This window comes from Microbacterium barkeri (genome assembly GCF_027921765.1).
Lineage (GTDB): Bacteria > Actinomycetota > Actinomycetes > Actinomycetales > Microbacteriaceae > Microbacterium > Microbacterium barkeri.
Genome location: NZ_BSEJ01000024.1, coordinates 1 through 18,608, shown reverse-complemented (window position 1 = coordinate 18,608; position 18,608 = coordinate 1). Strand labels below are relative to the sequence as shown.

Here is an 18,608-nt window from a genome sequence, read left to right as displayed (position 1 = left end):
CGTCGGCGGTGAGCACGTCGATCCACGCCTGCGCGTGCACGTTCACCACCGACAGCGGCGGGACCGGCGCGAGCTCCTCCAGCGGATCCCGCCCCGCCATCGTGTCCGCCTCCGCGCCCGCGTCGGCCGCGCCCGCGTGGGCCGTGTCCGCGTCGGCCGCGTCCGTGTCGGCAACGCCCGTGTCCATACCCGGGTCCGTGTCGGGGTCGGTGTCGGGGGTGATGGTGCCGGTGGCGAGGGCGACGAGGTGGCGTTCCATGAGCTCGACCCGGTCGGGGTGCCCGCCGCCGCGGCGGGCGGTGTCGACGGCCTTCACGATCCCCGCGGCCGCTTCCACACCGAGCAGCCCGGACGCGAGCCCGGCGGCCACGTGCACGCACCGGGGATCGAGGTCCTGCCCGGTCAGGGCGGTGCGGGTGCGGGTGGCCTCATCCAGCCGCACCCGCCCGCGCAGCTCCCGGTTCGACGCCCCGGTGAGCCGTTCGAGCAGCTCGAGCCCGGTGCGGCACCCGTACCGGCCCGCGAGCGGGTCGTCGTCACCGCGGCGGGAGCGGGCATCGACCTCTCCCGCGACCCGGGTGCGCAGCGCATCGAGCGTGCGCCCGAGGTGCTCGACCTCCCCCGCGAGCGCGATCAGGTCCGCGTCCGTCACCTCACGCACGCCCTCGGCCAGGCCGTCCAGCCGCGTCAGCGCGTCCCGGACCGCCGCGCCCGGGAAGAGAGGTTCGAATCCTGGCTCCTTCGCCATGCATCCAGCATAGAACATCGATGCGATCGAGCGCAATACTTTTCTTCCCCTGATCGGGATGTTTCTGCGACGAGCGCTAGCACACACCACCGACATCCACCCAGCGCACCAAACGACAGCACACCAGGCGACAGGCACACCAAACGACAGGCACACCAGAGGACAGCGCACCAGACGACGGAGGACTCAGCTCACGCGATATCGGTGCTCAGGACGCCCGGCCGATCCGTACTGCAGCGCCACCTCCACGGCGCCGCGGGCCGCGAGCTCTGCGAGATGCCGCTGCGCGGTCGCGCGCGAGACCCCCACGCGCTCGGCGAGCTCGACGCTCGAGGCCTCCCCCTCGGCGAGCGCGTCGAGGATGAGCTGCTGCGTGCCGGCGCGGGCGGGCGTCGTCGCCGCTCCCCCGTGCAGCACGGCCATCGCGCGGTCGATCGTCTCCTGCGTCGCGCTTCCCGAGGAGAGGAGGTTGCGGAACCGGGCGTACCGATCGAGCCGGTCCTGCAGCGCCCGCGGATCGAAGGGCTTCACGAGGTAGTGCAGCGCACCGGAGCCGAGCGCGCGGCGGATGGTGGGCACGTCGTCGGCCGCGCTCAGCACGAAGCGATCGATGCCGGACTCCCGCCCGATCTCGATGCCATCGCCATCCGGCAGGTAGACGTCGAGGAGCAGCAGATCCGGACGGAGGTCGCGGATGGCCGTGCGCGCCGACGACGCGTCGCGCACGGGCGGGAGCGCCTCGAAGCCGGCGCGCGCCGCCACGATGTCCCGATGGATGCCGCTCACGCGGAAGTCGTCGTCGACGATGAGCACTCGGATGTCGCCGGTCACGTCGCGTCCCCCTCTGCCGTCATCCCATCCTCCCCTTCGTCGGCCGTTCGCGAACGCATGACGCCGGGCAGACGCGCCGCGAACACAGCGCCATGCCCGACGCCGCGCGCCTCGGCCAGCCACAGCTCGCCGCCGCGCCGCCTGGTGAAGCGCCGAGCGAGGGGCAGCCCGATCCCGCGGCCGTGCACGCGCGACGATACGTCGTCCTCGGCCGCCCGCGCCCGCTCGAACACGCTCTCGGGATCGTCGACGCCCGGCCCGGAGTCGACGACCGTCACCGCGAGCTCTTCCCCCGCATCGAGGAGCGATACCTCGACCCACCGGGGCTCCGCTCCGGCCGCGGCGGCTGTGACGGCGTTGTCGACGAGGTTGCCCAGCACCGCGGCGACGTCCTCTGGCTCGGCGACCGCCCCGACGAGGAAGGTGTCGGCCCCGATCCGCAGCTCGACGCCCCGCTCCCCCGCTTCGACCCGCTTGGCCGCGAGGAAGGATCGCAGGAACGGATCCGCGACGTCGATCCCGGCCTCCTCCGGCAGAGCGCCGCGATCCGCGAACTCGCCGAGCAGACCCTGCGCCTCGTCGATGCGCCCTGCCGCGAGCATGCCGCGAACCGCATGCACCCGGTTCGCGAACTCGTGGCGCTGCGCGCGCATGGCGTTCGTCGCGGCCCGCACGGCATCGAGGCGCTCCGCGAGCGCGACGACATCGGTCCGATCCCGCAGCACGGCGACGACGCCGAGCGAGCGCCCCTCGTGCCGGACCCGCCGCACCTCGACGTAGGCGACACGGTCGGCGAGCACGAGCTCGCCGGTCACGAATGCCTCGCCGTCGAGCGCCCGTGTGAGCGCGGCCCGCAGCCGCGGCGGCAGATCGAGCTCTTCGAGGCGGCGCCCGACCGCCTGCGCGTCCCCGACGATCTCGAGGGCGGCCTCGTTCGCCGCGCGCACGCGGCCATCGTCCGATACCGCGAGCACCCCGTCGTGCACGCCCTCGAGGATGGCGGCGCGGCTCTGCAGCAGACCGCCGAGCTCCTCCGGCTGCACGCCGCGCGTCAGCCGCTCGAGCCGCCGGCGGATGAGGGTCGACACGAGCGCCGCGACCGCGAGGGCGACCACCGCGATCGCGACGAAGAGCGCCACGAGCAGAGGAGCATCCGCGAAGACGCGAGCGGGCGCGAAGCCGACGCTCACCTCGCCCACGATCGCCTCGCCATCCGGAGAGCGGACGGGCACCTTCGCGCGCACCGACTCGCCGAGGGTCCCGCGCTCCCACGCGACGACCTCTTCTCCTGCGATCACCCGTGTGAAATCGGTGCTCACCCGCTCGCCGAGCAGCGCAGGATCCGGGTGCGCGAGCCGGAGGCCGAGGTCGTTCGCGATGACGACGAAGAGCGTCTCCGTGCGCTCGACGATCTCGGCCGCATAGTCCTGCAGCGCGCCTTCGGCGAGCGCTTCGCCATCCAGCGATTCCCGCCCCGCGTACGACGCGACATCCGCCCGCACCTGAGGGTCGCTCGCGACCGTCCGCGCGACCGCGAGCGCCGTCGACTCCGCCTCGTCGCGCAGCTGGCCGATCCCGAGCAGCGCGAACGCCGAGACGCACACCGCGATGACGACCGCGGCGGCGATGAGCTGCATCGCGAACACCCGCGTCGTGAACCGCATAGGTCGAGTATCCTCTCCGCGCCGCGTGAGCAGAATGCGCACAACCGACTCAACGCGCAGATCCCTGCGCAATGCGCGCATCCCCTCGTGCGCCGAGCCAATTCCGTATCGTCGCCGCGTACGCTCCACCGCCGCACGCGACGACGCGCTGCGACACGACGACAAGGACGTCACATGCTCGTCATCCTCGGTTTCACCATGATCCTCGCGTTCATGGTGCTCATCATGACCAAGCGGCTCACGCCCATGGTCGCGCTCATCCTCGTGCCCACGATCTTCGGGCTCTTCGCGGGCGCCGGACTCGGCCTCGGCGACATGGTCATCTCGGCCATCGGCGACATGGCGCCGACGGCCGCGCTGCTCATGTTCGCGATCATGTACTTCGGCATCATGATCGACGTCGGCCTGTTCGATCCGCTCATCCGCTTCATCACCCGCGCCCTCGGCGACGACCCCGCGAAGGTGGTGCTCGGCACGGCGCTCCTGGCCGGCGCCGTCTCGCTCGACGGCGACGGCTCCACGACCTTCATCATCACGACGTCGGCGATGCTCCCGCTCTACCTGCGTCTCGGGATGAGCCCGGTCGTCCTCACGTGCGTCGCGGGCCTCATGAACGGCACGCTCAACATCGTGCCGTGGGGCGGTCCGACCGTGCGCGCGGCGACCGCACTCGGGCTCCAGCCGACCGACGTCTTCGTCCCGATGATCCCCTCGCTCGCCGTGGGTCTCGCCGTGGCGCTCGGCCTGTCCTGGCTGCTCGGGCTCTCGGAGCGCCGCCGCCTCGGCAAGCTCAGCCTCACCGGACTCGACGAGGCGCAGGCGGATGGCGGCAGCACGCGAGCAGGACGCTTCGGCATGCGCGTTCCGCGGCTGCGGTCGGGCGTCGGAACGCCCGGCGCGCGTGCCGTGCTCGGCACGACGAACGTCCTCACGGTGAAGGGATCGGGCCTCGCGGCGCCCGCCGTGATCGCCGAGGACGAGCGCGATACGGCGATGGCCGACACGATGCTCAGCCCCGACCGTCCCACCCTGCGCCCGAAGCTCATCTGGTTCAACCTCGCGCTCACGGTCGCGGTCATGGTCCTGCTCGTCATGGACGTCCTGCCCCTCGCGTTCGTCTTCATGATCGGCACGGGCATCGCGCTCATCCTGAACTTCCCGAAGCTCAAGGAGCAGAGCGCCGAGATCGTCGCGCACGCGCCCAGCATCGTGGGCGTCGTCTCGATGGTGCTCGCGGCGGGCGTGCTCGTCGGCGTGCTGGATGGCACGGGCATGGTCACGGCCATGGCCGACTGGGTCGTCGACATCGTCCCGCCCGCGCTCGGCCCGTTCTTCGCCGTGATCACAGGTCTGCTGTCGATCCCCATGACGTTCTTCATGTCGAACGACGCGTTCTACTACGGCATCCTGCCGATCCTCGCCGAGAGCGCGGCGACATACGGCATCTCCCCCGCCGAGATGGCCCGCGCATCCGTGATCGGGCAGCCGGTCCACCTGCAGAGCCCGCTCGTGCCGGCCATCCTGCTGCTCGTGTCGCTTGCCAACGTCAACCTCGGCGATCACCACAAGAAGGTGCTGTGGCGCGCGACGGTCGTCTCGCTCATCATGCTCGCCGTCGGCATCCTCGTCGGCTCGGTTCCGCTGGGCTGAGGCCCTCCTCGACGCGAAGGCGCCGCCCGCAGGTCTCGCGGGCGGCGCCTTCGCGGCAGGTGGGCTCAGAGGCGGCGCACCGACAGGAGCGACCATCCCTCGGGCACCTTCGCCTCGAGACTCGCCATGTCGTCGGCCTCGATCTCCGCGATCTCGGTGCTGCGGTACACGCCCACCGCGCTGATCCGCGTCGAGCGCTTGGCCATGGCGACCGTCGCGTCCGTGAGGACGTGCCCCGCCGGGACCTGCGCCTCGAGTGCCTCACGGACCTCCGCCTGCGTCTCCGCCTCGGCCTCGAGCTTGCCGCTGTCGTTTCGTCTGATCACACCCACGAGCACGCCTTCCAGGGTACGAGGCGTCACCGACACGCTTCGCTGCGAGGAGGGGATGTCGTCGGGCCGCTCGCGGCCGCACACGCGCGGGCCACGATCAGGGAGGGGTCGACGATCTCGCCGCTCGCGATCGCCGTGTCGAGCTCGTGCAGCGCCATGCGGACGAGGCGCACCTCCTCGGACGGGTTGGACACGCCCGCGGGTCCGACCGACGTCCAGGCATCGCAGAAGAAGAGGTGGACGGGCCACGCGGAGCGCCCGGGATTGACGCCGAACGTATGCAGGTGCCTCAGTGCACGGGGCGTGAGACCGATCTCCTCCTCGAGCTCGCGGCGCGCGGCAGCGCTCGGCGACTCGGTCGCGGCGCCGGAGCCACCCGGAAGGTCGTAGATCCACCGGTCGAGCGGATACCGGTACTGGCGCGTGAGGATGACGTCACCGCCGTCGACGACGAGCGTCGCGACCGCGAAGGGAATGCTCTCATCGACCATCGGGCCGATCGCCTCGGCTGTCCCCGGACGCACTCCCCTACCCTGAGGGGATGCGCTGGACCCTCCGCCCCGCCGTCGCGTCGGACGCCGCGTGGATCGCCGAACTGCGAGCCGACGTGCTCCGCGCCGACCTCGAGCGCCTCGGCCGCTACGACCCGGAGCGTGTGCGCACGCGCTTCCTCGCCGCCTTCGATCCCGCTCTCACAAAGGTGATCGTCGTCGACGGAGCCGACTCCGGAACCGTCACGATCCGGCCATCCGCCGACGGCACGTGGATCGAGCACTTCTACCTGTCGCCGCACCTGCAGGGGCGCGGAATCGGGACGGCGGTGCTCACGGCGGCGCTCGACGGCGCGGGGCCCTTCCGGCTCAACGTGCTGCAGGGCAGCCCCGCACGTCGGCTCTACGAGCGGATGGGATTCGCGCTCGACAGCGAGGACGAGGTCGACGTGTTCCTCGTCCGACGCTGAGAGGCAGACGCGAAGAGGGCGGCTCCCGAAGGAGCCGCCCTCTTGGCATGTACGGGATCTAGAAGTCCCAGTTCTCGTCGCAACCCGCGGAACTACGCAGAAAATCTAGGTCGGCGCGCTCTCCGTGCGGTCTGCATGCCACTCGCACCCGAATCGCTTCAACTGTCAGGTTTGAGCCACGCCAAGGCCAGCGTAACCGACCCCGCTGATGACGACCACGGGCGCCTCCCAGACGACGTGTACGCCACGCGCACCTCATAGGTAGATAGGGAGCGCATCATGAGAAATGGCACCACCGCAGGAGCTGGACCGGTCGCTGGCACCGACGCGACGGAAGGTATGCGCTGGATGAGCGTCGTGTTCTTGCAGGGCCAAGAGGCCGACGAAGTGCTCGACCTGATCGATAGGCACGGGCCGGAGACTGCCGCGCGTCACCTGGCCCAATGGGACTGCGGCGAGGAGACGCGAGACGCCGCACTGGTGAACGGCTACGTCTACGACGAGATTCCGCAAGCCGCTACGGATCGCGTCCTCCGCGACGACGCCTCGCCATACGCGCTCACCTACAACCATCACTTCGGCTACGTGTCGTTGCTCCGCCGCTTTGTGCCGGTGGCCGAGGAAGCCCCTCGATCTGTCCCACGTCCGGAGTGGTGACCACCCACCCACCCCAGGGCGACCCGGCGGATCACTGGCCATCGCCTTTGAGGGATTGCGACCGACGTCACATCGGATCCCTTTTCGCGCACTGCCCGCAAGCGGAGCGTCGACGTGCGCTCGGATCCCCAGCAGGCACTCCGCGATAGACGTACCCGAACGAGCTTCTGCTCGCGGCTGGCACAGGCCAGCCCTAATCATCTACGTCATCGACGCTCACTCTGCCGTCGAGGACAGCCTGAACTTGGCCTTCAAGGGAGTGGTTCCCTTGGGCGCCAAGTTCGTTCATGTATGCCTCGGCTTGGCTTTTCAGGTCCTCATCCGGCGACATCATGGCGTTCGCGATGACGACGGGAATCGCGTGCCGACTCAGGTCGAATGCTGATCCGCCGTCTTCGCGCCGCCGGCCCAGAAGGAGTTTCAGCACAGCGAGCGCAGCTGCCGGGTCGGTCGTTGATGCCTGCGCCAGTTCCTTTCCGATAATGTATCGCTCGGTCGCGATTGTGGGTTCGAGTTCGAGTGCTTCACGCAGGCGGGGAAGCCACCACTCTGACGAGAACGAGTTTCTCTTAGCGAGCCAATAGATGCCCTCGAGCTCCTTGCTGTCGCTGGGGTGCTCGCGAACGTGACGAATGCGGTCGTCCCAAAGAGTTGCGAATCTATCACGAATCGGACCATCTACCGAGGACGCACGGAAGAAGGACCATGCGATCTTGCCTAGAGCGTCACCGCGAACCTCCGGGCTGGCTTTGGAGAAGAAGGCATCGAAGACCGGATCCTCTGCATCTATGTGCCCGAAGACGAACGCATCGATGACCCACTCGCCAATGCGTGGCAGTGGGTCGGACTCTTCCTTCCAGCCAGCAACGAGCGCGTCGCCGACGTCAATCGCCGCAAGCATCGCGGGCGTCAGAAGTTCGTACATGGCGCGGTTGTAGCGATGTGTTGCCATCGCTGTGGTTAGGACGATCTGCTGCTCGACCGAGATGCCTGCGCGAGTGCCGACCAGATCGTCGAGGTGGGTCTTGATCCAGTCAGGTGCTGCGTTCAGCAGTCTGCCGAGTCCCTCGCCGAGTGCAGCTCGGCCCGCACCGTGCTGGTCGACGCGTGACGCCTCGGCCTCGATCGCCGTAAGTGCGTCGTCCTGCCATGGCGAGTTCACCGCGCTGGTCGCGGCGACGATGAGCGCTCGCACCCTGCTTGGCCACTGCCAATTGAGCGACATATTGAGCGGATCCCACCCGGAACCCTCGTGGCTGTAGGAGTCGTAGTTGGCCCAGGCGTCTTCGTCACCCGATCGATCGATCAGAAGCCTCGCGAACCGCTCCTCATATTCGTCCGGAACTACGATCGAACCTCGCTTCTTGAGCAGCTCCTCGAGCAAGCCAATAGCCGCGTCTTTCGCACCGCTGTAGTCCTTGTCGTCGTCGAAGTCGCCGCCTTCAACCGGAAAAGGAGAAGGTAGCGGGTGATCGAGCACGTGCTCTACTAGCTCGGCAACCTGCGCCCAATCGAGCTCGAGATCAGCTTTGGTCGCCGCTTCCCAACCCTGCAAGATCGCGCGCAGGTAGGTCGGGCGAAGCTGATTCCCAAGCTGACGAACGCCCCTCAGCGCCAGCGGGTTGGTCGTCAGAAGACCCGAAAGGGCTCTGCCTTGGCCTTCATGCGACGGTTCCGGTCCCCAGCCATCGCCCTTGTCGTGCCAGCTCGCGAGGTGAACAACCAGTTCCGCTGGCGCCATCGCGGCCATTGCGTCCTGGCTCGTGTGGGGGTTGGGGCCGCTCCAACTGGTGACTCGACCCATCGGTTCGAGCGGGTCGTCGATTGGGCCGTGTGCTTCGTCAAGTTTGGCAAGCTCTTCGCGCAAGTCTGCCGGCAAAGCGTCGTGCCCGATCGCCGAAAGCCAACTGTGCCGGTACCGCTGGGCTCTTCCTTGAACGCTCTCTTCCCACTCTGGATCAGTGAGACTCTCTGGGCGCGGAAGTCGCTCTCGCATCCAGGCAAGGTCGACCTCGAATGCTCTCGCGAGGAACGGAGTTACGACAGACGTCGCAGCCGGTTCTGCCCGAGCGGCGGCTCGTGCCAGTTGTGCATACTCGACGCGAAGGTATTCATCGTCTGATTCCGGCTCTTCAAGCAATTGCTTCGCCGCGTCAATAAGGGCCGCGACGTCGCCTCCCGCCTCGAGTTCCTGACGAATCGCCTCGGCCACAACGTAGATGGCGATCTTCCTCAACAGCTTCACGCCGCCGCGCAGCAGAACGTTCAGCGTTCCGGTCGGATCCGTGCGCAGCGACCGAACCGCAACGTCGCGGACGGCATCGATGAGCGCATCCTCTGGGCGATCCGTGTGGTCGCCACGCGAGTCAATCGACGACCGGTCCATCGCGCTGAAGTCGTGATCGCCCGAGGCATGACCGGAAGCCTTGACATAAGCCGTTAGCCAGCCGACGAGCGCTTTGAGCGCATTCTCGCCGAGCGCTGGAACCATCCGAGGAAGTTCCTCTTCATACCAGTACTCCTCGAGGAGAAGCTCAGGCTTCCGGATGGACTTGCTGTCGTCGCTTGGGCGAGGCTCGAACAAGGTGTTGGCGAGCCAGCGACCAAGACGAGGCTGACCGCCTTCGAGCAAATTGATCGAAAGCGACACGAGGGACCGCGGATCAGTCCTCCAACCGAATCCCGTCGGCGCCCAAGCCTTGATGAGTGGTTCCAGTCGAACGCTTGAGTCGGTCGGGATCTGAGATCCGATCTCAAACACGGCGCGGCGAACCCAACCGTTGTTACTCTCCTGCAGCCGCAGCAACACATCCACGACGTCGTCGGGCGCTTGTGGCGCGATCCGAGTTAGGAAGGAAACTTCTGGCCAGTACGTGTCACGGAGGTACCCGTCGCCGGTTGACTCCGGCTCCGGCGGGTTCGTGAACGCCCCCGCATCGAGAAGGGGACGAACCCAGAGCGGATTTTCGAGTCGCTCGTAGAAGGCCCGTCGAAGTTGAAACGTCGGGATCTTGAGCAAGGCCGCGCGCACCTGCTCTGGAGTTGGAGCACGGAAGCTAGGCATCGATCCCCTCCTCCGTGGCGTTGATTTCGCTAATCAGATCCTCGATCGCGTGCAAAGAAGCGAAGAAGGCCGTAATGACTCCGTCAAGCAACTCCTCGAAGACACCGACGTGTCCCCACATCTCGTCGTCACTTGGCAAGTCTGACTCCGCTACATCGCGCTCGTGGAGATGTGCCCACTTCACGAAATAATCCCGCGACTGAATCCACTGCGTCACGGCAACGTGACTTGCGTTGTCATCGTCGGTGATCAGTGCAGCAACATCGTCCCTGATCCGGCGCTTCTCGTGGATCGCCGCCTTGAACAGCATGTCCATCGCAGCGGCGACTTCTTGGGGCACTGGGACCGAGTCGCCGTCGCGGTCGAGCTCGAGTTCCGGAAACCTTGCGAGAAGGTCTGGGAGTGCCTTTACTTGGTCGCCGGAGGAAGGCTTGAACCGAGGGGCGGTTGGCCGGCCCAGCGCGCCAAGTACACGATTCATGACCTCCCGCATGCAGTGTCCAATGAAAGCAACACGCGTGCGCGGATCGAATACTTCGAGCTCGCCGCTGAGCAACCTCAACGCGGTTCGATAAAAGTTGGCTAGCTCCGCACGCTTGTCCTGCAGCGCGGCGAGGATCCGTCGCTGCCTGTCATCCATGATCGTGTCAGGCTCGGCCACTGAGTCCTACCTGTCTGTCATTCCATTTCGCGAAAAGCAAGATCTGTGCGAGCACGAGCGCGACCGCCTTCTCTTCGGGCCTTGACCCTCGATCGTGGACACTGTGTCGGTTCGGTTATGCCGCTTCCGCGAGGGTAGCTGACCTCGCGGCGTCGTGGGCGTTCTCGTAGCTGTTCGGTGTGATCTGGCCGATCGCTGAGTGGCGCCTTCGGGTGTTGTAGCGGTGCGCCCATCGGAACACCGCCCGGTAGGCGGTGGCCTGGTCCGGGAACGCCGCAGTGCCTTCGAGGAGCTCCCGCTTGAGCGCGGCGTTGACGCTCTCGGCCAGTGAGTTGTCGGCGCTCGTGGCCACCGCGCCCATGGATCAGCCTCTGCCCGGCGTCGCGCGGCGAGCGTGGCCGGCGCCTCCCACTCGTGACGTGCGATCCGGGTCTGCACGCTGGCGAGCCACGCGCGCGCATCCGTCTTCGTGAGGAACGTGAGTGGCTTGTCGTCCTCGGTTCGCGCGGTGTAGGTCTCGCCGTCTGGAGCAGGGTAGCGCGCTTGCCATCGGCCCGAGGGAAGCTTGCGAAGGCTGCCCCAGGCCTCCCGTCGAACCGGCGACGTCCCGTTGGTTCGCTGGGTGCTCATCATGCCCTCCCGTGGTCACGAGCGGACTCTCGTGGACACGCGTGCCACTCCGTGCCACTGCGGACGCTGGGACGCGCGGAACACCTACTGATCGGGCCTTTTCTGCGAATGCCGGCGCACTCAGTGGCACGAAGTGGCACGACCCCGCTGGCGCATCGAAGCCGAATTCCGGATGCTGAGAGAAGGCACAAGAGAGGCCCAGATCCGCAGATTCCTGCGGTTCCGGGCCTCTCACCAGCCGTTTCGGGCCGGAGTCAGAATCGGGAGGTCAGAAGTCCCAGTCGTCGTCCTCGGTCGCGACGGCCTTGCCGATCACGTACGACGAGCCCGACCCCGAGAAGAAGTCGTGGTTCTCGTCGGCGTTCGGCGAGAGGGCCGACAGGATCGCGGGGTTCACGTCGGTCACGGTCGACGGGAACATCGCCTCGTAGCCGAGGTTCATGAGCGCCTTGTTCGCGTTGTAATGCAGGAACTTCTTGACGTCCTCCGTGAGGCCCACGGAGTCGTAGAGGTCCTGCGTGTACTGCACCTCGTTGTCGTAGAGCTCGTAGAGCAGCGAGAACGTGTAGTCCTTGATCTCGGCCTGCTTGGCCTCGTCGACCTTCTCGAGCCCCTTCTGGAACTTGTAGCCGATGTAGTAGCCGTGCACGGCCTCGTCGCGGATGATGAGGCGGATGAGGTCGGCCGTGTTGGTGAGCTTCGCGCGGCTGGACCAGTGCATCGGGAGGTAGAAGCCCGAGTAGAAGAGGAAGCTCTCGAGCAGGGTCGAGGCGACCTTGCGCTTGAGCGGCTCATCGCCCCGGTAGTACTCCATGATGATCTGGGCCTTCTTCTGGAGGTTGGGGTTCTCCACCGACCACCGGAAGGCCTCGTCGATCTCCTGCGTCGAGCACAGCGTCGAGAAGATCGACGAGTAGCTCTTCGCGTGCACCGACTCCATGAACGCGATGTTCGTGTAGACGGCCTCCTCGTGCGGCGTCACCGCGTCGGGGATGAGCGAGACGGCGCCGACCGTCGCCTGCACCGTGTCGAGCAGCGTCAGACCCGTGAACACGCGCATGGTCAGCAGCTGCTCGTGCTCGGTGAGCGTGTTCCACGACTGGATGTCGTTGGAGAGCGGCACCTTCTCCGGCAGCCAGAAGTTGCCCGTGAGGCGGTTCCACACCTCCACGTCCTTCTCGTCCTCGATGCGATTCCAGTTGATCGCCTGGACGTGGTCCAGAAGCTGCAGCTTCTCGGTCATCCTCTTCGTTCCTCTTTCTTCGCCGTCAGAGCGTGCAGCTGACGCACATGTCGAGCTCGGTGCCCTCGAGGGCCATCTGACGGAGTCGGATGTAGTAGATCGTCTTGATGCCCTTGCGCCATGCGTAGATCTGCGCCTTGTTGATGTCGCGCGTGGTCGCCGTGTCCTTGAAGAACAGCGTGAGCGACAGGCCCTGGTCGACGTGCTGCGTCGCGGCGGCGTAGGTGTCGATGACCTTCTCGTAGCCGATCTCGTACGCGTCCTGGTAGTACTCCAGGTTGTCGTTCGTCATGAACGGCGCCGGGTAGTAGACGCGACCGAGCTTGCCTTCCTTGCGGATCTCGATCTTCGACGCGATCGGATGGATCGACGACGTCGAGTTGTTGATGTACGAGATCGAGCCGGTCGGCGGCACCGCCTGCAGGTTCTGGTTGTAGATGCCGTGCTTCTGGATGGACTCCTTGAGCTCGACCCAGTCCTGCTGCGTCGGGATGTGGTGGTTCGCGAAGAGCTCCTTCACCTTCTCCGTCTGCGGCACCCACTCCTGCTCGATGTACTTGTCGAAGAACTCGCCCGTGGCGTACTTCGACTCCTCGAAGCCGTCGAACGCCTGGCCGCGCTCGATGGCGAGCTTGTTCGACGCCCGGAGAGCGTGGAACAGCACCGTGTAGAAGTAGATGTTCGTGAAGTCGATGCCCTCTTCCGAGCCGTAGAACACGCGCTCGCGAGCGAGGTAGCCGTGCAGGTTCATCTGGCCGAGGCCGATCGCGTGCGAGCGGTCGTTGCCGTCCTCGATCGATCGAACCGAGCGGATGTGGCTCTGGTCGCTGACCGCGGTGAGCGCGCGGATCGAGGTCTCGACCGTCTGGCCGAAGTCGGGCGAGTCCATCGCGAGCGCGATGTTGAGCGACCCGAGGTTGCAGGAGATGTCCTTGCCGATCTGGTCGTACGAGAGGTCCTCGTTGAGCGTCGTCGGCGTGTTCACCTGCAGGATCTCGCTGCAGAGGTTCGACATGTTGATCCGGCCCTTGATCGGGTTCGCCCGGTTCACCGTGTCCTCGAACATGATGTACGGGTAGCCCGACTCGAACTGGATCTCGGCGAGCGTCTGGAAGAACTTGCGCGCGTTGATCTTCGTCTTCTTGATGCGCGGGTCGTCGACCATCTCGCGGTACTTCTCGGTCACCGCGATGTCGCCGAACGGCACGCCGTAGACGCGCTCGACGTCGTAGGGCGAGAACAGGTACATGTCCTCGTCGTTGCGCGCGAGCTCGAACGTGATGTCGGGCACGACGACACCCAGCGACAGCGTCTTGATGCGGATCTTCTCGTCCGCGTTCTCGCGCTTGGTGTCGAGGAACTTCATGATGTCGGGGTGGTGAGCCGACAGGTACACCGCGCCGGCGCCCTGACGCGCGCCGAGCTGGTTGGCGTAGCTGAACGAGTCCTCGAGCAGCTTCATGACCGGGATGATGCCGCTCGACTGGTTCTCGATCTGCTTGATCGGCGCACCGGCCTCGCGGATGTTCGAGAGGAGGAGCGCGACGCCGCCACCGCGCTTCGAGAGCTGCAGGGCCGAGTTGATGCCGCGCGCGATCGACTCCATGTTGTCCTCGATGCGCAGGAGGAAGCAGCTGACGAGCTCGCCGCGCTGCGCCTTGCCGGCGTTGAGGAACGTCGGCGTCGCAGGCTGGAAGCGACCCGAGATGATCTCGTCCACGAGCTTCCACGCGAGGTCCTGGTCGCCGTCCGCGAGGGCGAGGGCGGTCATGACGACGCGGTCCTCGAAGCGCTCGAGGTAGCGCTTGCCGTCGAACGTCTTGAGCGTGTAGCTCGTGTAGTACTTGAAGGCGCCGAGGAACGTCTCGAAGCGGAACTTCTTGCCGTACGCGAAGGCGTTGAGCTTCTCGATGAACTCGAACGGGTACTTCTCGATGACCGAGCCCTCGTAGTACTCCTTCTCCACGAGGTAGTCCAGGCGCTCCTTGAGCGAGTGGAAGAACACCGTGTTCTGGTTCACGTGCTGCAGGAAGTACTCCCGCGCCGCCCGCTTGTCGGCGTCGAACTGGATCTTCCCGTCCGCGTCGTACAGGTTGAGCATGGCGTTGAGGGCGTGGTAGTCCATGCCGTCGAACTTCACGTTGTGCTTGAAGTCCGCTTCTGTCAGTGCTGTCGCTTCCACCATCGTTCCAATCCGTCGCTCACGCGGTCGACGTCCTCGGGCGTGCCGAACAGTTCGAGCCGGTACAAGTGCGGCACGTGGCACTTGCGGCTGATGATGTCGCCGGCGAGGCAGAACGCATCGCCGAAGTTGGTGTTGCCCGCGGCGATCACACCGCGGATGTGTCGTCTGTTCCGCTCGTCGTTGAGGAAACGGATGACCTGCTTGGGGACGGCGCCCTTCTCCTCGCCGCGTCCTTGGCCCCCGCCGTAGGTGGGGGTCACGAGCACGAAGGGCTCGTCGACGAGGAGGGGCGCCTCCCACGAGTGCAGCGGGATGCGGACGGATCGGATGCCCTCCGAGTGCCGCTCGAGCTTCTCGATGAATCGCGCCGTGTTGCCCGACACGCTCGAGAAGTACACGAGCAGGGGCGCCGTCGTGGCCGAGAGCGTCGCGGTCATGGGGACATCACTCCCGCGCTCCCGGTTCAGACCAGACGGGCGGCGAGCTCGTCGATCTTGTCGGGACGGAAGCCCGACCAGTGGTCCTCGTCGGTCACGACGACCGGCGCCTGCATGTAGCCGAGGGCCTTGACCTGCTCGAGCGCGTCAGCGTCCTGCGAGAGGTCGGTGACCTGGTACTCGATGCCCTTCGCGTCGAGTGCGCGGTAGGTCGCGTTGCACTGCACGCACGAAGGCTTGGTGTAGACCGTGATCGCCATGTCTTTCCCCTCAGATCCGTGTTCGGCCGGCATACCCCTGCCGGGCTCTCAATACTACATATGGGTGCCGACGTTCGGGGGCACCACAAGGGCTAGTAGTTACATCCGTGTGATTTTCCACCGTTCACCACAGCTCCATCCACCGACGCCTCCACAGGGATACAACGCCCGAGCACCCTCGAAAATGCCCGGATCACGCGGTTCTCGCACCTCTCGGCGGAGGTTCTCCACAGGCGCGAAGCTACGCCCGGCCACCGACATCCGACGTCCTGTGGAGAAGCTCCTTCGGCGTGTCTCGGCGTGTCGTCCGCGGCGCGCCTCGCCCCCATCCCGACGGGATAGCGTGAGAGGCGTGTCTGGCTATCGTGATCTGCTGCGCACGCCCGGCGTCGGCCGCATCATCGCGGCTCAGCTGGCCGCGCGCTTCCCGGGAGGGATGGTCGCACTCGCCGTTCTCCTCCACGTCGAGCACACCCACCACTCCTACGGCGCGGCCGGCACCGTGCTCGCCGCCGTGTCGATCGGCCAGGCCGTCGCCGGACCCGTGACGAGCCGCTGGATGGGCCGCTGGGGCATGCGGCGCGTCCTCGCCCTCACGACGCTCGTCACGTCCGCCGCCATCGCGGCGCTCGCGCTCGTGCCCGCGCCGCTGCCCGTGACCATCCTCTTCGGCCTCATCGCCGGTCTCGCGTCGCCTCCCGTGCAGTCGGCCGTCCGCACCATCTACCCGAAGATGGTCAACGCGTCGCAGCTGACCGCCCTGTACTCGCTCGACGCGTCGCTGCAGGAGATCATCTGGATCGCAGGCCCCGTGCTCATCACCTTCGTGTCGACGCAGATCTCGACCGTCGTGGGCCTGGTCATGATCGTGGGCTTCACGATCGCGGGAGGCACGTGGTTCATCCTCTCCCCCGAGCTCGGACGCGTGCGCATCCCCCGCAGCCGGCGCTCGTTCGGACGCGTGCTCCGCGGGCCGACCGTCGTGCTGACCACCGTGCTCGGCTTCCTCCTCATCGGCGCGTGCGCCGCGGCGGAGGCGGGCGTCGTCGCGTCGTTCGGCGAGGGCGCGGTCGAGTCGGGCTTCATCCTCGCGGTCTTCGCCGTCGGGAGCTTCGTGGGCGGCCTGGCCTTCGGCAACCTCCCGATGTCGCCGTGGTCCATGGCCCGCCGCTACGCGATCATCGCGGTCGGCATGGGTCTCACGCTCGTCTCCCTGGACGCGTGGTGGCTGGGCGGATCGCTTGTCATCGCGGGGCTCGGCATCGCCCCCGTGCTCGCGATGTCGTTCGCCATCACCTCGGCGAGTGTGAAGTTCAGCGAGACGGCCGAGGCCTACGGATGGATCAACACCGGCCAGCTCATCGGCGCCGCGCTCGGCTCGGCGATCGCCGGCTTCATGATCGACGGCATCGGGCCGCGCGGCGCCATGATGACCGCCCTCGGCTTCATCGTGCTCGGGCTCATCGTCGCGATCGTGTGCGTGCGCGGCTTCCCGGATCTGCGCGGCCGGGACGCGTCTCCGATCCCCGACACCGAGCCGGTCCAGACCCTCCCGTAGAGCGGGTCACTTCCCGTCGAAGTCGAAGGCGCGCAGGAGCTCGGCGACGGCCTGCTCGCGGTGGTCGCCTCCGCTCTCGAACATGTGCGTGACATGCGTGCGCAGGTGGTTCTCGAGGAGAAGCCTGTTGAGCGATTCGAGCGACCGCTGGATGGCCCGGGACTGCGTGATGATGTCCATGCAGTAGTCCTCGTCCTCGATCATGCGACCGAGACCGCGCAGCTGCCCCTCGAGGATGCGCGTGCGGTGCAGGGCACGCTTCTGGATGTCGTCGATCACCGCGCCAGCGTACCGCGCGCAGCAGGGTGCGGGCACAGCTCGTCCGGCCTCCGGACCCGCATGCGAGGATCGAGCCATGCCGCGCACACCGACTGAGCTGCTGTCCCCCGCTGACCGCGAGCGCCTCGCCTCGCTGCGTCGGATGAAGGCCGTCGCCCTCGGCGCTCTCCTCCTCATGGCCGCCCTCTTCGTGCTGGGCTTCGCGCTGCAGGAGTCCGTCCCGGCGCTCACCTACCTGCGCGCGGCGGCGGAGGGCGGGATGGTCGGCGCACTCGCCGACTGGTTCGCTGTCACCGCGCTGTTCCGGCGTCCGCTCGGCCTCCCCATCCCCCACACCGCGATCATCCCGTCGCGGAAGGACGAGATCGGGCGCTCGCTCGGGGAGTTCGTCGAGACGAACTTCCTCTCCTCACCCGTCGTCCGCGGCAAGCTGCAGTCGGCGCGCATCTCGGAGCGCCTCGGCGCCTGGCTCGCGCAGCCCGCGCACGCCGAGCGGGTGTCCTCCGAGGGCGCGGCGATGGCGCAGGGCGTGCTGCGGGCGCTGAGCGACGACGACGTGCAGGACCTCGTGGCGGCGCTCGCCCGCGAGCACCTCATCGAGCCGGAGTGGGGCACGCCCGCCGGCGTGTGGCTCGAGCGCATCGTGGAGACGGGAGCGCACCACGCCGCCGTGGATCTCGCGGCGGACAGCCTCTCGAGCTGGCTCGCCGACAACCGCGACGCCTTCGCGGGCCTCGTATCCCGGAGGCTTCCCTCCTGGGTGCCCTCGCTCGCCCACCGCGTCGTCGACGGCGCGCTCTACAACGAGACCGTGACCTTCGTCGATGCCGTGCGAGCGGATGGCGCCCATCCCGCCAGGAAGGCGATCGACCGCTATCTCGCGCGTCTCGCTGACAGCCTGCAGCACGACGCGGAGACCCGCGCGAAGCTCGAGGGCGCGAAGGTCGCCGTGTTCGACAGCCCGCGCGTCCGAGAGCTCGCCGGAAGCGCATGGGAGACCGCGAAGAACGGCCTCATCGTCTCGCTCGGCGACGAGCGCAGCGCGCTGCGCACGCGGATGCGCGAGGCGCTCATCGAGATCGGCGGACGCCTGAGCTCCGATCGCGCCATCCAGCGTCGCGTCGACGGATGGGTGGTGGACGCGGCAGGATTCCTCGTCGAGCGCTACCGCCACGACATCGCGTCGATCATCACCGACACGGTCGAGAAGTGGGACGCCGAGGAGACGACCGAGAAGATCGAGCTGCTCGTGGGCCGCGACCTGCAGTACATCCGCCTCAACGGAACCGTCGTGGGGGCGCTCGCGGGCCTCGTGATCTTCTCCGTGGCCCACGCGGTGTTCGGGTGATGCCCGTGTGATGCACGAAAGGCCACCCGGCGTTGGGTGGCCTTTCGTTCAGGTTAAGTCCGGCGGTGTCCTACTCTCCCACAAGGTCCCCCTTGCAGTA

At 67.1% G+C, this 18,608-nt stretch carries 17 protein-coding genes and 2 pseudogenes; 5 read left to right on the top strand and 14 right to left on the bottom strand.

From position 1 onward, the window contains the following. The 3 genes from PKE79_RS16335 to PKE79_RS16325 form a co-directional block, all read right to left on the bottom strand. A partial coding sequence (locus PKE79_RS16335) for a hypothetical protein (protein ID WP_271174769.1) occupies nucleotides 1–748 on the bottom strand: 748 nt, incomplete at its 3' end. A 186-nt stretch (nucleotides 749–934) separates the two neighbouring features. After that, complete coding sequence (locus PKE79_RS16330; protein WP_271174768.1) at nucleotides 935–1,579, bottom strand: response regulator; 645 nt, start codon at nucleotides 1,577–1,579, stop codon at nucleotides 935–937. Then, complete coding sequence (locus PKE79_RS16325) at nucleotides 1,576–3,243, bottom strand: sensor histidine kinase (RefSeq protein WP_271174767.1); 1,668 nt, start codon at nucleotides 3,241–3,243, stop codon at nucleotides 1,576–1,578. Before PKE79_RS16325 ends, PKE79_RS16330 begins: the two co-directional genes overlap by 4 nt. Before the next feature lie 174 nt (nucleotides 3,244–3,417). Here PKE79_RS16325 and PKE79_RS16320 point away from each other — a divergent pair, with 174 nt between their 5' ends. After that, the gene (locus PKE79_RS16320; RefSeq protein WP_271174766.1) at nucleotides 3,418–4,893 is read left to right on the top strand and encodes a CitMHS family transporter; all 1,476 of its coding nucleotides are present in this window, start codon (nucleotides 3,418–3,420) and stop codon (nucleotides 4,891–4,893) included. A gap of 65 nt (nucleotides 4,894–4,958) precedes the next feature. Here PKE79_RS16320 and PKE79_RS16315 read toward each other — a convergent pair whose 3' ends face one another. Then, nucleotides 4,959–5,219, bottom strand: coding sequence for a hypothetical protein (locus tag PKE79_RS16315; RefSeq protein WP_271174765.1), 261 nt, complete (start codon nucleotides 5,217–5,219; stop codon nucleotides 4,959–4,961). A gap of 32 nt (nucleotides 5,220–5,251) precedes the next feature. Then, on the bottom strand, nucleotides 5,252–5,749 hold the full coding sequence (locus PKE79_RS16310; RefSeq protein WP_271174764.1) for an NUDIX hydrolase: 498 nt from the start codon (nucleotides 5,747–5,749) through the stop codon (nucleotides 5,252–5,254). A 17-nt stretch (nucleotides 5,750–5,766) separates the two neighbouring features. Here PKE79_RS16310 and PKE79_RS16305 point away from each other — a divergent pair, with 17 nt between their 5' ends. After that, entirely contained in the window at nucleotides 5,767–6,186 is a 420-nt protein-coding gene (locus tag PKE79_RS16305) for a GNAT family N-acetyltransferase (protein ID WP_271174763.1), read from the top strand. Nucleotides 6,187–6,534: 348 nt separating this feature from the next. After that, entirely contained in the window at nucleotides 6,535–6,843 is a 309-nt protein-coding gene (locus PKE79_RS16300; protein ID WP_271174762.1) for a hypothetical protein, read from the top strand. Nucleotides 6,844–7,036: 193 nt separating this feature from the next. Here PKE79_RS16300 and PKE79_RS16295 read toward each other — a convergent pair whose 3' ends face one another. From PKE79_RS16295 to nrdH, 8 genes and pseudogenes are all read right to left on the bottom strand, one after another. Next, entirely contained in the window at nucleotides 7,037–9,907 is a 2,871-nt protein-coding gene (locus tag PKE79_RS16295; RefSeq protein WP_271174761.1) for a hypothetical protein, read from the bottom strand. Further along, entirely contained in the window at nucleotides 9,900–10,568 is a 669-nt protein-coding gene (locus PKE79_RS16290) for a hypothetical protein (protein ID WP_271174760.1), read from the bottom strand. Before PKE79_RS16290 ends, PKE79_RS16295 begins: the two co-directional genes overlap by 8 nt. Before the next feature lie 115 nt (nucleotides 10,569–10,683). After that, nucleotides 10,684–10,932: pseudogene (locus tag PKE79_RS16285) on the bottom strand (integrase core domain-containing protein); the annotation flags it as partial. Nucleotides 10,933–10,997: 65 nt separating this feature from the next. Further along, nucleotides 10,998–11,198, bottom strand: a pseudogene (locus PKE79_RS16820) (hypothetical protein); the annotation flags it as partial. Between the two features lie 268 nt (nucleotides 11,199–11,466). Further along, entirely contained in the window at nucleotides 11,467–12,441 is a 975-nt protein-coding gene (gene nrdF / locus PKE79_RS16280; RefSeq protein ID WP_271174759.1) for a class 1b ribonucleoside-diphosphate reductase subunit beta, read from the bottom strand. A 25-nt stretch (nucleotides 12,442–12,466) separates the two neighbouring features. Further along, nucleotides 12,467–14,626, bottom strand: coding sequence for a class 1b ribonucleoside-diphosphate reductase subunit alpha (gene nrdE, locus PKE79_RS16275; protein ID WP_271174758.1), 2,160 nt, complete (start codon nucleotides 14,624–14,626; stop codon nucleotides 12,467–12,469). Beyond that, on the bottom strand, nucleotides 14,605–15,063 hold the full coding sequence (gene nrdI, locus PKE79_RS16270) for a class Ib ribonucleoside-diphosphate reductase assembly flavoprotein NrdI (RefSeq protein WP_271174757.1): 459 nt from the start codon (nucleotides 15,061–15,063) through the stop codon (nucleotides 14,605–14,607). Before nrdI ends, nrdE begins: the two co-directional genes overlap by 22 nt. A gap of 26 nt (nucleotides 15,064–15,089) precedes the next feature. Next, the gene (gene nrdH / locus PKE79_RS16265) at nucleotides 15,090–15,323 is read right to left on the bottom strand and encodes a glutaredoxin-like protein NrdH (protein WP_271174756.1); all 234 of its coding nucleotides are present in this window, start codon (nucleotides 15,321–15,323) and stop codon (nucleotides 15,090–15,092) included. 352 nt (nucleotides 15,324–15,675) lie between these two features. Between nrdH and PKE79_RS16260 the strand changes: the two genes are divergently transcribed. Next, nucleotides 15,676–16,881: an MFS transporter gene (locus PKE79_RS16260; protein WP_271174755.1), complete on the top strand. Its 1,206-nt coding sequence runs from the start codon at nucleotides 15,676–15,678 to the stop codon at nucleotides 16,879–16,881. Between the two features lie 6 nt (nucleotides 16,882–16,887). On the opposite strand, the gene PKE79_RS16255 is transcribed toward PKE79_RS16260, so the two are convergent. After that, nucleotides 16,888–17,160, bottom strand: a complete 273-nt coding sequence (locus PKE79_RS16255; RefSeq protein WP_271174754.1) for a metal-sensitive transcriptional regulator — start codon at nucleotides 17,158–17,160, stop codon at nucleotides 16,888–16,890. A 76-nt stretch (nucleotides 17,161–17,236) separates the two neighbouring features. Here PKE79_RS16255 and PKE79_RS16250 point away from each other — a divergent pair, with 76 nt between their 5' ends. Beyond that, nucleotides 17,237–18,508 carry a DUF445 domain-containing protein gene (locus tag PKE79_RS16250; protein WP_271174753.1) on the top strand — a complete coding sequence of 424 codons (1,272 nt, stop codon included), beginning with the start codon at nucleotides 17,237–17,239 and terminating at the stop codon, nucleotides 18,506–18,508. The last annotated feature ends 100 nt before the right edge of the window (nucleotides 18,509–18,608 follow it).

Excerpts from the sequence above, each read along its gene's own strand:
- PKE79_RS16325 (WP_271174767.1), bottom strand. The coding sequence starts at position 3,243 with ATGCGGTTCACGACGCGGGTGTTCGCGATGCAGCTCATCGCCGCCGCG.
- PKE79_RS16320 (WP_271174766.1), top strand. The coding sequence starts at position 3,418 with ATGCTCGTCATCCTCGGTTTCACCATGATCCTCGCGTTCATGGTGCTC.
- PKE79_RS16305 (WP_271174763.1), top strand. The coding sequence starts at position 5,767 with ATGCGCTGGACCCTCCGCCCCGCCGTCGCGTCGGACGCCGCGTGGATC.
- PKE79_RS16300 (WP_271174762.1), top strand. The coding sequence starts at position 6,535 with ATGAGCGTCGTGTTCTTGCAGGGCCAAGAGGCCGACGAAGTGCTCGAC.
- PKE79_RS16295 (WP_271174761.1), bottom strand. The coding sequence starts at position 9,907 with ATGCCTAGCTTCCGTGCTCCAACTCCAGAGCAGGTGCGCGCGGCCTTG.
- nrdF (WP_271174759.1), bottom strand. The coding sequence starts at position 12,441 with ATGACCGAGAAGCTGCAGCTTCTGGACCACGTCCAGGCGATCAACTGG.
- nrdE (WP_271174758.1), bottom strand. The coding sequence starts at position 14,626 with ATGGTGGAAGCGACAGCACTGACAGAAGCGGACTTCAAGCACAACGTG.
- nrdI (WP_271174757.1), bottom strand. The coding sequence starts at position 15,063 with ATGACCGCGACGCTCTCGGCCACGACGGCGCCCCTGCTCGTGTACTTC.
- nrdH (WP_271174756.1), bottom strand. The coding sequence starts at position 15,323 with ATGGCGATCACGGTCTACACCAAGCCTTCGTGCGTGCAGTGCAACGCG.
- PKE79_RS16250 (WP_271174753.1), top strand. The coding sequence starts at position 17,237 with ATGCCGCGCACACCGACTGAGCTGCTGTCCCCCGCTGACCGCGAGCGC.